Here is a 13257-nt window from a genome sequence, read left to right as displayed (position 1 = left end):
GATGACAAGGGTCGACCGAATATTGGTTTAGACCTGTCGAGGGGCTGGTCATGGCACGCCCCGGCGTGGCCGGGCCGACTCCGGACCGATTGCGGCACCCGGTCATCCCTTCCCACGGACGGCACCGGGAGCGGGTTCACCCGTACCGCCCCCTCACGTTCCCGACCGGCAGTCCACCCGTGCGGGCGGCACGGGTGGACTGCCGGGGCACCGCTCAGGCGGACAGGCCCGCCGCGCGGACGGTGTCGAACACGAGCCCGTCGGCCGTGTCGGTGAGCAGATACGACTGCGCCTCCCCGACGTGGAAGTACATCCCGTGCAGCTCCAGCGCGTCCTCGCGCAGCGCCCGGGACACGGACTCGTGGGCCCGCAGGTGCTCCAGCTGCTGCACGACGTTGGTCAGGCACAGCTGCTCGGCCAGGTCGGCGGGCGGCCGGCCGGCCAGCCGGGGCCAGGACCGGCCGTCACCCGCGATGCGCTCCAGGCTGGGCTGACCGTGTCGCAGCCACCGCCTGAGCGGTGTGCGGGCGCCGCCCGGCTCGGAGTTGAGCAGCGCCTGCATGGCTCCGCATCCCGAGTGGCCGCACACGGTGATGGACCGCACCTTCAGCACGTCCACCGCGTACTCGATCGCCGCCGCCACCGAGTCGTCGCCGCTCTCCTCGCCCGGCCGTGGCACCAGGTTGCCGACGTTGCGCACCACGAACAGGTCGCCCGGACCACTGGAGGTGATCATCGAGGTGACCAGACGGGAGTCCGCGCAGGTGAGGAACAGCTGATCGGGACGCTGCCCCTCGCGGGCCAGCCGCGCGAGCTCGCCTCTGACCAGCGGGGCCGTGTTGCTCTGGAAGGCGCTGATGCCTCGGGCCAGCTGGTGGCTGCCGGTGGTGTCGGTGAGGGGGTCGCGGTCAGGGTGGTCGCCGGTGGTGGACGGCGCGCCCGGCTCGGCGGCGGTGAGGGACGCGGAGGCGGTACAGGAGGTGGTCGTGGAGAGGGCGGGGGAGAGGGCGGCGTTCGAGGCGCCGTAGACGTAGGCGTCGGGGTGCCCGGCGGTGCCGTACGGGGCTTGTGGTCCGGCCGGGCCCGGAGCGCCCGCCGGGCTCTTCGTGCCCTTGGAACCGATCGGGTTCGCACAGTCGGTGGAAGCCGCCGGGTACACGGCCGAAGCCCCCGGGTGCACGTCGGTGTCGGGGCCGGCCTCGCCCGCGGGGCCCTTCGTGCTCGCGGAGTCCTTCCAGCCCACGAGCGCCTTGGCGCCCTCGGCGGCTGCGTTCCGGCTCACGGGCCCCTCGGGCCGCCCGGCGCCCGCGTACGTCTTCCAGCCCACGAAACCCTTGGCGCGCTCCGAGCACATCGAGCCCGCGGCGAGGGCGGGGCCGGCGGACACGGCCGGCTCCCCGTTCCGCCCGGCGCCGGCCGCTGATCCGAACGGTGTGGGCTGCACCTCGCACTGGTGGTTGCGCCAGGGTGTCCACGGGCTGCAGCGGCAGACGGCGGCGCGATCCGGATCGTCGTCCCAGGCGCTCGTGTGGTGGCCGGGGACGCTCATGGGCTCGGCGATGCGGACGCCGGCGCGGCGGCCGGTCAGCTCGACGGCGCCACCCGTCGCGGTGTGGGTGTTCTGCCAGTCCTGCAGGGTCTCGTAGGCCGCGTGGTCCATGAACGAGCCGTCCAGCTCGACGAGGGCGTCGGCCCCCTGGGGCACGAGATGCAGGGTCCGGCTGAGCCGTGGCACCGCGAGGAAGGTCAACTGGCCTCTCACCTGGACGTGATGGACTCCCGCCGTCACTTCATGGGTGATCCGGGTGCGGGTGAGGCGGTGCAGGGCGACGCCGACCGCCACGGCGATCCCCAGTGCCACGCCTTCCAGGACGCCGAAGACGACCACGCCGAGGGTGGTGACCACGTACACCAGCACCTCGCGGTGGCGGGTCACCGTGCGGATGTGGTTCAGCGACACCATCTGGATGCCGACGGCCATCACCAGGGCGGCGAGCGAGGCGAGGGGGATGAGCTCCAGGAGGGAGACCATCAGCAGCGTGGCGAGCACCACGAGAACGCCGTGCAACATCGTGGAGTTCCGGCTGACCGCGCCGGCGTGCACATTCGCCGTGCTGCGCACGGCCACGCCCGCGACGGGCAGCCCGCCGAGTCCGCCGGAGACGATGTTGGCGGCGCCCTGACCGAGCAGTTCGCGGTCCAGTTCGGAGCGCGGGACGCGGGCGGCCAGGCCGGGCCGGGCGGCGGCCATCTTGTCGACGGCGACCGCGCCGAGCAGCGACTGCACGCTGCACACCAGCGTGGTGCTCAGCACGGCTGCGACCAGGCCGAGCACCGGGCCCTCGGGCAGTCCGGCCAGGGCGTGGCTGCTCCACTCGGGCAGTTCGACCTTGGGCAGCGTGAGGCCGGCCAGTGAGGCCGCCGCGGTGGCCCCGGCGACGGCGATCAGGGCGGCCGGCGCCTTGCGCAGCAGGCGGCCTGCCCGGCCGGGCAGCCGGGGCCAGGCCAGCAGCAGGGCGAGCGTGAGCGCGCTCGTCGTGACGGCGGCCGGGTGCAGATGCGCCAGTTGTGCGGGCAGGGCGCGCAGATTGTCGAGTACGGCGCTCTGCGGAGTGCCGCCGAGCACGATGTGCAGCTGGGCGACGGCGATGGTCACACCGATGCCGGCCAGCATGCCGTGCACGATCGCGGGGCTGACCGCGAGCGCGGAGCGGGCCACGCGCAGGCAGCCCAGCCCGAGCTGGGCGAGCCCGGCGAGGACGGTGATGGCGCAGGTCGTACGCCATCCGTAGCGATGGATGAGGTCGGCGGTGACGACCGTGAGGCCGGCGGCGGGGCCGCTCACCTGGAGCGGGGAGCCGCCGAGCCGTCCGGCGACCAGACCGCCCACCGCCGCGGCGACGAGCCCGGCCTGGAGCGGTGCGCCGGTGGCGAGCGCGATGCCCAGGGACAGCGGCAGCGCGATCAGGAAGACGGAGACCGCGGCCGACGCGTCGGCTCCGGCGACATGGAACCGGAAGCGCCGGGTGGGCGGCGGACTGTGGGGCGGGTGGACTCGCTTCGATCGATGGGGGTCTGGGGCTCGGGTGGGGACGCAGGCTGACATGTTTCCCGTCTCCTCCGGGGCAGCGCGGTCGCGGGGACTAGGGGACCCCCGCCGGGGCGGGGTGGGGGGTCGCGGCCGTGGGTCACGGCGTGCAGCGGCGGGATCAGCAACTTTCAGTAAACGAATCGTAATGCAGAGTAAAGGACGAGCATGGATTTTCCGGGCAAATGGGTTAACCAATCACTCCGGAGTGTGATGTGAGCATTTCATCGGCTTGTCGTACTAATTCCCCCTCGGTCCCGTGCGACCTTGACCGCGCTGCCGAATCGTCGACTGGAGAAGGAAGGTGGGCGGGATGGCCGCCACCCCGAGGATCGCCGCGGGCGCCATGGGCGCCGCGGTCTGTGCCCTGTCATTCGCCGGCTGCGGGACCGGCTCGGACCGTTCGGAGGGAGGGATCAACGGCCCGCAGGGTGCGCCGGCGCCCAGGAGCGCGGTCCGGCTGATTGGGGACGGGTCGACCGCGTTCACCGGCGCGCAGCCCCGTCTGTCCCGTCCGGAGCGGCTGAAGCCCGGTCAGAGACCGCCGCAGTTCGTGGTGTTCTCCTGGGACGGCGCGGGCGAGGACAGCCAGCGGCTGTTCTCCCACTTCCGCGAGGTGGCCAAGGCCAACAACGCCACCATGACGTACTTCCTCAGCGGTGTGTATCTGCTGCCCGAGGAGAAGCGCGACCTCTACAAGCCCCCGCAGCACTCCCCGGGCCGCTCCGACATCGGCTTCAACGACCGGCGGGGCATCGCCGACACCGTGAAGCAACTGCGGCTGGCCTGGCTGGAGGGCAACGAGGTGGGCACCCACTTCAACGGCCACTTCTGCGGTCCCGAGGGCGGCGTCGGGCAGTGGTCGGTGGAGGAGTGGAAGGACGAGATCACCCAGGCCAAGCAGTTCGTGAAGTCCTGGAAGACCAACAGCGGCATGACCGACGCCGCCCCGCTGCCCTTCGACTACGACCGGGAACTCATCGGCGCCCGCACTCCCTGCCTCGAGGGTCAGGCCAACTTCCGCAAGGCCGCGCAGGATCTGGGCTTCCGCTACGACACCAGCGGCGTCAACAACCAGGTGTGGCCCGGCAAGAAGGACGCGCTGTGGGACCTGTCCATGCAGCTGGTGCCCTTCCCCGGGCACAACTACGAGCAGCTGACCATGGACTACAACTTCATGGTCAACCAGTCGGGCACCAACACCCAGGGCGACCCCGACAAGTTCGAGTACTGGGGCAACCAGATGCGCGACGGCCTGCTCCAGGGCTTCCAGCGGGCCTACGACGGCAACCGCGCGCCGCTGATCATCGGAAACCACTTCGAGTCCTGGAACGGCGGCACGTACATGCGCGCCGTCGAGGACGTCGTGGAGCAGGTGTGCACCAAGCCCGAGGTGCGCTGCGTGTCCTTCCGCCAACTGGTCGACTGGCTGGACGCACAGGATCCGAAGATCCTCGCGAAGATGCGCACGCTGCAGGTCGGCGAGGCCCCGAAGAAGGGCTGGGAGTCGTATCTGTCCGCCCGCCCCGCCCCGGCCCCGAAGGGTGCGCCCGGGGCGCCGGCGGACCGGTTGTAGCGTCGTCAGGCGGGTTCGACGACACCCTCGCCGAGCACGAAGCCGGGGTCGATCTGGGCCGCCAGGTCGACCCCGTGCCGTTCGTTGGCCCAGGACTGGGCGTTCTTCAGATGGAAGTGCACCATCTGGCGGGTGTAGCGGTGCCGGTCGCGTCGTTCGTACGTCGCGTCCGCGGTCGTCCGCAGCACCTCCAGGGCACGGTGGTTGACGTCCTCCAGCCGCTCGAACCGGGGCGGCCTGCCCTTCTCCATGGCGCGCACCCAGTCGGAGTGCCCCACCGTCACGAGCAGGTCGTCCCCGACCTCGGCGCGGAGGTAGTCGAGGTCGTCCTGGCCCTGCACCTTGTTGCCGACGACCTTGAGCTCGACGCCGAAGTCGCGGGCGTAGTCCTTGTACTGGCGGTAGACGGAGATCCCCTTCCTGGTCGGCTCGGCGACCAGGAAGGTGATGTCGAAGCGGGTGAACATGCCGGAGGCGAAGGAGTCCGAGCCCGCCGTCATGTCCACCACGACGTACTCGCCGGGCCCGTCCACCAGATGGTTCAGACACAGCTCCACCGCTCCGGTCTTGGAGTGGTAGCAGGCGACTCCGAGGTCGGCGTCCGTGAAGGGGCCGGTGACCATCAGACGGACGGCTCCGCCGTCGAGTTCCACCGGGCGGGCGCAGGCGTCGTAGACCGGGTTGTCCTCGCACACCCGCAGCAGCCGCGAGCCCTCACCCGGCGGCGTGGTCTTGATCATCGAATCGGCCGAGGCGATGCGCGGGTTGGTGCCGCGCAGATGGTCCTTGATCAGCGCCAGCCGGTCGCCCATCGCGGGCAGACGGGCGGAGGCCGTCTCGTCGAGACCGAGCGCGGCCCCGAGATGCTGGTTGATGTCGGCGTCGATCGCGAGGACCGGGGCGCCGACGGCCGCGAGATGGCGGATGAACAGGGAGGACAGAGTCGTCTTCCCGCTGCCGCCCTTGCCGACGAAAGCAATTTTCATGTTCATCAAGCGTAGTGGTGCCCCGGGTACGGGACCCGGCGTTGCGTGAAGAAGACCACTCCTTCGTGGGGTCTCCACGGTGGGTGCGTAGGGTCGTACTCATGAGTACGACAGGCGCGACCGCCGATCCGCTCGGCGCCCTGGGCTCGCTGCCCGGTGTGGCCGCATCCGTGGAGTCCGTGCGCAAGGCCGTTGACCGGGTCTACGGGCACCGGGTCATGCGCCGGCGCAGCAACGAGATCACCTCCGAGGCGGCGCTGCGCGGAGCCCGTGGCTCCGCCGCGCTGTCCGGTGCGGACTGGGCCCTCGAAGAGGTGCGCCGGCGCACCGACTTCAGCGGCGACGACGGGGCGCGGACCGTGGGCGCGGCGCTCCGGCTGAGTGCGGAGGCCGGCCAGCTGCTGTCCATCTGGCGGCAGTCACCGCTGCGGGTGCTGGCCCGGCTGCACCTGGTGGCGGCGGCGGACAAGGCCGACCACGTGGGGCGGCCCCGGCAGCAGGGCGAACCGGTCGAGGAGCCGCTGATCGAGCAGCCGCTGCCGGACGCCGAGGAGGTCTCCGGGCGGCTGGAGGGGCTGTCCGAGCTGATCATCGCGGGGAGTTCGGCGCCCGCGCTGGTCATGGCCGCCGTCGTGCACGGCGAGCTGCTCGCGCTGCGCCCGTTCGTCTCCCACAACGGTCTGGTGGCACGCACGGCGGAGCGGATCGTCCTGATCGGCAGCGGCCTCGACCCGAAGTCGGTCTGCCCGGCCGAGGTGGGACACGCCGAACTGGGCCGTGCGGCCTACGCGGCGGCGTTCGAGGGCTACCTCTCCGGCACTCACGAGGGCATGGCCGCCTGGATCGCGCACTGCGGCCGGGCGGTGGAACTGGGGGCGCGTGAGTCGACGGCGGTGTGCGAGGCGCTGCAGCGCGGGGCGGCCTGAGCCTCGGCAATCCCCGGACAGGGATGCGGCGGTACGAGGTCTCGTACCGCCGCTGGCATGAGCACCGGGTTACCAAGCGTCCTCGAAATGTTGCCCATCAGGCGGGGATCTTCGCCCGTCGCCTGGTGCGGCTGGCCCGTAATCGACGGGTCGACGTCGCGTGGGTGCCTAGATTTCATGCGCGGTCCGTGTGGCCAAATGCGTTTAAAAGGTGATCCTCTCGGATGTCCTTGGTCTCGCGGGCCGTTGTCTCCTTTGTACTCCAGGTGAGTGACAAGCGGAAGTGCTGCCCCTGCTTCTTTACTTGCGAATTCAACGACGTGGGGACCGGTCGCTGATATTCCGGAGCGGCCCGGGCGCCGAGTGGCGGCAGGTCAAGCGGTCGCGGCCCGGCGCCGATTCGCGTACCAGACAAGGCCGGCGGTGGCGGCCGCGGCGCCTATGGCCGCCGCGGCGACCAGAGCCGGACGCGGCGGTACGGAGAACGAGGGCAGTCGCTGCTTGAGTCTGACCGGACGGTGGAAATCGAGAATCGGCCACCCGCGCGCGAGTGCCTCGCGGCGCAGGGTGCGATCGGGATTCACCGCGTGCGGATTTCCCACCGACTCCAGCATCGGAAGATCCGTCGCCGAATCGCTGTACGCGTAGCAGCGTGAAAGGTCGTATCCCTCGGACTCGGCCAGCTCCCGGATGGCCTCCGCCTTCATGGGGCCGTAGGCGTAGTACGCCACCTCGCCCGTGTAGCAGCCGTCGTCACCGACGACCATGCGGGTCGCGACCACGCGGTCCGCGCCGAGCAGCTCGCCGATCGGCTCGACCACTTCAGCGCCTGACGTGGACACAATCACCACGTCACGGCCGGCGACGTGGTGCTCCTCGATCAGGGACGCGGCCTCGTCGTAGATGATCGGGTCGATGATGTCGTGCAGCGTCTCGGCGACGATCTCCTTGACCTGCTGGACGTTCCAGCCGCGGCACAGTGCCGACAGGTACGCGCGCATGCGTTCGATCTGCTCGTGGTCGGAGCCGCCCGCGAGGAAGACGAACTGGGCATATGCGGTGCGCAGTACGGCGCGGCGGTTGATCAGGCCGCCCTGGTAGAACGACTTGCTGAAGGTGAGCGTGCTCGACTTCGCAATGACCGTCTTGTCCAGGTCAAAGAAGGCCGCCGTGCGGGGCATCGAGTGGTTTTCCACGACCCCGAGCATAGGGGCAGCCCATTCGGCGTAAGCTCGGGCGTGTGGGTTTGCCTGAGAGGGCTCTCGGGTACACCATGGAAGTCACGGATCGTTCGCGACCGTGCTAACCCGGTCCGACTCCTCCCCCCCCCGAGTCGGCCGTGGGGACGACCCCCGCTCTCCCCCCCGGCGGGGGTCGTCGCATGTCCGGGTGGGTTTTTCCCCTCTCTCCGCGGCCGTGAAGCCGCATCGAGGCGGCTGCGGCCGCCTCTTTCGTGCGTCCTCGGTTCGTCACACTGCGTAACCCTAGGACTGCTCTGCGGAAGTCGCACAGGAGATGGTGCGGGGTCACCGGTATGGGTGACGGCGATATTCACAACCATCGCGTTGTCCACAGTTATCGACCAAGATCCACACGATTTCCCGGATCGCTGCACCGTGATTCCTGCGCGGCCCGCTCGCGGCGAGTTCGTGGCCGGTTCCGATTGCCGGGCGCGCATGGCCGGATTGCGTCGGCCGTTCATATGGAGACCGGTTGTCGGTTCTTCACACGCGTGCGAATCGCGGGGCCGCAGGGGCTGCGCGAGCGCACCGCACAAGCAGCGAAGGGGGAAGCAACCGTGGCCGGAAACGTCACACACGATCCGCGGTCCGCCGCCGGACGGCGGCAGGGCCGACCGATGATCGTCACCGAGGACGCCGAACTGCTCGACGACCTGCTGCGCCTGTGCGCGGCGGCCGGAGCCACACCGGAGGTCCACCCCCGCGTGCCGGATCGCGGGGCGGGCTGGGAGGCCGCACCGCTGGTCCTGGTCGGGGACGACGTGGCGCGGCGGGTGCGCGGGGCCGCGCGCGGACGAGGGGTGGTCCTGGTAGGCCGTGACCAGGACGATCCCGGGGTGTGGAAGCGCGCCGTCCAGATCGGCGCCGACCACGTCCTGCTGCTGCCCGACGGCGAGCAGTGGCTGGTCGACCGGATCGCCGACGTCGCCGAGGGCGTCGGCCGGCCGGCACTCACCGTCGGCGTCATCGGCGGCCGGGGCGGCGCCGGTGCCTCCACGCTGGCCTGCGCGCTCGCCGTCACCTCCGCGCGTGAGGGAATGCGCACCCTGCTCGTGGACGCCGATCCGCTGGGCGGCGGACTCGACGTGCTCCTCGGCGGTGAGACCGCCGAGGGCCTGCGCTGGCCCGCCTTCGCGGCCTCCCGCGGCCGGGTCGGCAGCGGTGCCCTGGAGGAGTCGCTCCCCGAACTGCACTCGCTGAGGGTGCTCAGCTGGGACCGCGGTGACTGCGTCGCCGTCCCGCCCCCGGCGGTACGGGCGGTGGTGTCCGCCGCCCGGCGCCGGGGCGGCGCGGTCGTGGTCGACCTGCCGCGCCGGATCGACGAGGCGGGTGCCGAGGCCCTCGCCCAGCTGGACATCGGGCTCCTCGTGGTCCCCGCCGAACTGCGCGCGATCGCGGCGGCGGGGCGGGTGGCGTCCGCGGCCGGAATGGTCCTGCGCGATCTGCGGGTGGCGGTACGCGGGCCGTACGCGCCCGGTCTCGACGACCGCGAGGTGGCCCGGCTGCTCGGTCTGCCGCTGGCCGGCGAAGTGCCGGTGGAGACCGGGCTGCTGAGCGCCGCCGACGGAAGGACCCCGCCCGGCGGTGGCGGGCGGGGTCCCCTCGCCCGGTTCTGCCGGGAGTTCTGGGAGCGGGCGCTGGCCGAGACGGGTGCGGCATGAACGCCTTCGCGGGGCCGCTGCTGGACGGCGTGCGGCAGTGGCTGGCGGAGAGCGGCGCCGAGCCCACCCCCGCACGCGTGGCGCAGGCGCTGCGCCAACAGGGCCGGGTGCTGGGCGACGCGGAAGTCCTGGGCGCCGCCGAGCAGTTGCGGTCCGAGCTCGTCGGCAGCGGGCCGCTGGAGCCGCTGCTGGCCGATCCGTCGGTGACGGACGTGCTGGTCTCGGCGCCGGACCGGGTGTGGGTGGACCGGGGCGGCGGCCTGGAGCTGACGACCGTGTCCTTCCCGGACCCGGCCGCCGTACGGCGCCTCGCGCAGCGGCTGGCCGCGGTGGCCGGACGGCGCCTGGACGACGCCCGGCCCTGGGTCGACGCCCGGCTGCCGGACGGCACCCGGCTGCACGCGGTGCTTCCTCCCGTCGCCGTCGGGAGCACCTGTCTGTCGCTGCGCGTCGTACGCCCGCGCGCGTTCACGCTCGGCGAACTGGTGGCGGCGGGCACGGTCCCGCCGGGCGGTGACCGGGTGCTGCGGGCGCTGCTGCGGGCCCGGTTGTCCTTCCTGATCAGCGGGGGCACGGGCACCGGCAAGACGACCTTGCTGAGCGCGCTGCTGGGGCTGGTCGGGCCGGACGAGCGGATCGTGCTCGCGGAGGACTCGGCGGAGCTGCGCCCCGACCATCCCCACGTGGTGCGTCTGGAGACCCGGCCAGCGAACCAGGAGGGCGCCGGGACCGTGACGCTGGAGGACCTGGTCCGGCAGGCGCTGCGGATGCGGCCCGACCGGCTGGTGGTCGGCGAGGTGCGCGGCGCGGAGGTGGTGCACCTGCTGGCGGCACTGAACACCGGCCATGAAGGCGGGTGCGGGACCGTTCACGCCAACGCCGCCGCGGATGTCCCCGCCCGCCTGGAGGCCCTCGGTACGGCGGCCGGGCTCGACCGGGCGGCCCTGCACAGCCAGTTGGCGGCTGCGCTGTCGGTCGTGCTGCACCTGGTGCGCGACAGGCACGGGGTGCGGCGGATCGCGGAGGTGCAGGTCCTGGAGCGGGATGACTCGGGGCTGGTGCGGACCGTGCCGGCGCTGCGATGGGGCACGGAGGCGTTCGTGCGGGAGCGGGGATGGGGGCGCTTGCGAGAGCTGTTGGGCGGCGCGGGCGGTGCCTGGCCGGGAGCCGGGGTGGGCGAGCACGGATGCGTGGATGACGGGCACGGGTGGCGGGAGGAACGGCGACTGCCGTCGGGGAGCGGAGAGACGGGGGACGAGCGTGATGGCTGAGACGGCGATGGGTGCGGCTCCGGTGTGCGCGGCCCTGGTGTGCGCGGGCGCTGCCGCGTGGCTGATGGGCGGATGGCGTTCGGGCGCCCGGCGGGCGCGACTGCTGCTGGCCGGAGGCGGGGCCGTGGGCAGTGGGCCTCCCGCCTGGCTGCGGCGGGCCGGTGAGTCACGGCGGATCTCCGGGCGGCTGCGGGCCGAGTGGTGGTCGCCGGTCGCCGGGGTGGTGCTCGGGGTGCTGGGGTCATCGGTGCTGCCGGTCGTCGCGGGGGCCGCCGGGATGCCTGTGCTGCGGCGGGTGCGGCTGGCCGGGGAGGCACGGCGGGCGCGGGAGCGGCGCGGCGACGCGGTGATCGCGCTGTGCTCGGCGCTCGCCGGGGAGGTGCGGGCCGGGCGGCAACCCGGAGAGGCTTTGCTGCGGGCCGCGGGGTACCGCGGAGGGCTCGGTGAGGCGCAGGCGGCGGTGCTGGCGGCGGCGCGGTTCGGCGGTGATGTGCCGGGGGCGCTCGCGACGGCGGCACGGCAGCCGGGTGCCGAGGGGCTGCTGGGCCTCGCGGCGTGCTGGAGGGTCGCGGTCGACCAGGGTGCGGGTCTCGCCGCCGGCCTCGACCGACTGGAGGCGGCGCTGCGGGCGGAGCGCGACCAGCGTGCGGAGTTCCGGGCCCAGTTGGCCGGCTCGCGCTCCACGGCCGTGATGCTCGCCGCGCTGCCGGCGCTCGGAATCCTCCTCGGCACCGCGCTCGGCGCCGACCCGCTGCACGTGCTGCTGCACACCGGTGCGGGACTGGGCTGCCTGCTCGTCGGGGCGGTGCTGGAGGGCGTCGGGCTGTGGTGGGCGCTGCGGATCGTGAGGGGGGCTGAGGCGGCGTGAGCGCGGAAGTCGTCCACAGGCTGGGGATGACCTCGGGGGTGGTGATCGCCCTGGCGTGGCTCGTGCACGGAGTGGTCCGCGTGCGCCGGGAACGCCTGGCGCGCAGGCGGCTGATCGGGCTGCTGGGCCCCCGGGCCGTCGCCCGGGGACCACGCTTCGAGGTCGCGGAGGTCGTGCGGCGCTGGTGGCCGACGGTCGCCGTGGTCGGTGCCGGGTGGGTGCTGGTCGGCGGAGCCGCCGGTGTCGTCGTCGGCGTGGTCGCCGCGGCCGGGGTGTGGCGCTGGCGTCGGCGGCAGTCGGCGGTGACGACCGCGGCCGAGGCGCTCGAGCGGCACGAGGCGGCCCGGCAACTGCCCCTCGCCGCCGATCTCGTGGCCGCCTGTATCGCGGCCGGCGCCGGTCCTGTGATCGCCGCGCATGCGGTGGGTGAGGCGTTGGGCGGTCCGGTGGGAGAGACGTTGGAGCGGGGGGCGGCGGAAGTACGGCTCGGTGGTGAACCGGCCGCGTCGTGGCGCGGGTTGGCCGCCGTTCCGGGCGCCGACGCGCTGGCGCGACTGCTGGAGCGGGCGGACGTGTCCGGTCTCCCCGCCGCCGCGCCGGTCGCACGGATCGCCGCGGACGCGCGCGCCGAATGGGCCCGCGCTGCCACCGCACGGGCACGCCGAGCGGCGGTGATGGTCACCGCGCCCGTGGGGCTCTGCTTCCTGCCCGCCTTCATCGCGGTCGGGGTGCTGCCCGTGGTGATCGGGTTGGCGGGAGGGGTGCTGGGAGGAGGAGGCGGCGGCTGACGGGCGGATGAGGGAGAGGGCGCATGAGCGCGGCGGAGGCAGGAACGGACGGCACCAGGCCGACGAAGAGACAGCGGCAACGGAACCTCATGGGGGTCGAGATGGGCAAGGCGGTACGGGCACGCGCGCGTGCACTGGTGTGGCGGATGCGCGGCATGAGCAAGGAGGCCGGGATGGTGACCTCCGAGTACGCGGTGGGGATCGTCGCGGCGGCGGCCTTCGCGGTGCTGCTCTACAAGGTCGTGACGAGTGGGCAGGTCAGCGCGGAGCTGCAGAGCATCGTGAAGGACGCCCTCGATGCGCGGACGTAGGTGGTGGGGGCGGGGCGCGGACCGGGGGTTCGTGACGGCGGAGGCGGCGCTCGTGCTGCCCGTGCTGGTGACGTTCGCGATGGGGCTGGTCTGGGCGCTGCTCGTGGTGGCCGCGCAGATCCAGTGCGTGGACGCCGCCCGGACGGGCGCCCGGACGGCGGCCCGCCAGGACCCGCACGACGCGGTGGTCGAGGCGACCCGGGAGGTGGCACCGCGCGGCGCGAAGGTCACGCTCGGCCGGGAGGGCGACCGGGTTCGGGTCGTCGTAGTGGCGAGGGCACCGGCGCTGGGCCGGCTGTCGTACGAGCTGCGCGAGGAGGCCGTCGCGGTCGCTGAGGGGATGGTCGCTGAGCAAACGGTCCGAGGAGACGGTGGTCGCGGGGCGGGGAGGTGGGCCGGTGAGGGGAGATGAACCAGCCCGGTGGACTTGGGCAGGGGCAGGGGCAGGGGCAGGAGCGGGGATGGGGGCGGGGGCGAGGGTGGGCCTGTGGTTGGTGGGCGAGGAGGTGGGCCTGTGCGTGGTGGTGCGCGGGTGAAGGGT

At 72.8% G+C, this 13257-nt stretch carries 11 protein-coding genes; 8 read left to right on the top strand and 3 right to left on the bottom strand.

Annotated elements, in window-relative coordinates; all coding sequences use genetic code 11:
- Positions 1 to 214: 214 nt before the first annotated feature.
- On the bottom strand, positions 215 to 3106 hold the full coding sequence (locus ACWCPM_RS02120) for a SulP family inorganic anion transporter (RefSeq protein ID WP_450974204.1): 2892 nt from the start codon (positions 3104 to 3106) through the stop codon (positions 215 to 217).
- Positions 3107 to 3401: 295 nt separating this feature from the next.
- On the opposite strand from ACWCPM_RS02120, the gene ACWCPM_RS02115 reads away from it, so the two are divergent.
- Positions 3402 to 4664: a polysaccharide deacetylase family protein gene (locus tag ACWCPM_RS02115; protein ID WP_450974203.1), complete on the top strand. Its 1263-nt coding sequence runs from the start codon at positions 3402 to 3404 to the stop codon at positions 4662 to 4664.
- A gap of 5 nt (positions 4665 to 4669) precedes the next feature.
- Here ACWCPM_RS02115 and ACWCPM_RS02110 read toward each other — a convergent pair whose 3' ends face one another.
- On the bottom strand, positions 4670 to 5650 hold the full coding sequence (locus tag ACWCPM_RS02110; protein ID WP_450974202.1) for an ATP-binding protein: 981 nt from the start codon (positions 5648 to 5650) through the stop codon (positions 4670 to 4672).
- A 101-nt stretch (positions 5651 to 5751) separates the two neighbouring features.
- Here ACWCPM_RS02110 and ACWCPM_RS02105 point away from each other — a divergent pair, with 101 nt between their 5' ends.
- Positions 5752 to 6576: an oxidoreductase gene (locus ACWCPM_RS02105; protein WP_450974201.1), complete on the top strand. Its 825-nt coding sequence runs from the start codon at positions 5752 to 5754 to the stop codon at positions 6574 to 6576.
- 374 nt (positions 6577 to 6950) lie between these two features.
- On the opposite strand, the gene ACWCPM_RS02100 is transcribed toward ACWCPM_RS02105, so the two are convergent.
- Entirely contained in the window at positions 6951 to 7784 is an 834-nt protein-coding gene (locus ACWCPM_RS02100) for an HAD family hydrolase (RefSeq protein WP_450974200.1), read from the bottom strand.
- Between the two features lie 590 nt (positions 7785 to 8374).
- Between ACWCPM_RS02100 and ssd the strand changes: the two genes are divergently transcribed.
- From ssd to ACWCPM_RS02070, 6 genes are all read left to right on the top strand, one after another.
- Positions 8375 to 9478, top strand: coding sequence for a septum site-determining protein Ssd (ssd, locus tag ACWCPM_RS02095; RefSeq protein WP_450974199.1), 1104 nt, complete (start codon positions 8375 to 8377; stop codon positions 9476 to 9478).
- Entirely contained in the window at positions 9475 to 10749 is a 1275-nt protein-coding gene (locus ACWCPM_RS02090) for a TadA family conjugal transfer-associated ATPase (protein ID WP_450974198.1), read from the top strand. Before ssd ends, ACWCPM_RS02090 begins: the two co-directional genes overlap by 4 nt.
- Entirely contained in the window at positions 10742 to 11617 is an 876-nt protein-coding gene (locus ACWCPM_RS02085; protein WP_450974197.1) for a type II secretion system F family protein, read from the top strand. The genes ACWCPM_RS02090 and ACWCPM_RS02085 overlap by 8 nt, the downstream gene beginning before the upstream one ends.
- Positions 11614 to 12405, top strand: a complete 792-nt coding sequence (locus ACWCPM_RS02080; protein WP_450974196.1) for a type II secretion system F family protein — start codon at positions 11614 to 11616, stop codon at positions 12403 to 12405. The genes ACWCPM_RS02085 and ACWCPM_RS02080 overlap by 4 nt, the downstream gene beginning before the upstream one ends.
- A gap of 101 nt (positions 12406 to 12506) precedes the next feature.
- The gene (locus ACWCPM_RS02075) at positions 12507 to 12716 is read left to right on the top strand and encodes a DUF4244 domain-containing protein (RefSeq protein ID WP_450974380.1); all 210 of its coding nucleotides are present in this window, start codon (positions 12507 to 12509) and stop codon (positions 12714 to 12716) included.
- On the top strand, positions 12703 to 13128 hold the full coding sequence (locus tag ACWCPM_RS02070) for a TadE family type IV pilus minor pilin (protein WP_450974195.1): 426 nt from the start codon (positions 12703 to 12705) through the stop codon (positions 13126 to 13128). Before ACWCPM_RS02075 ends, ACWCPM_RS02070 begins: the two co-directional genes overlap by 14 nt.
- Positions 13129 to 13257 lie beyond the last annotated feature (129 nt).

This window comes from Streptomyces sp. NPDC002309, assembly GCF_053593375.1.
This window is presented reverse-complemented; position numbering and strand designations above follow the sequence as displayed.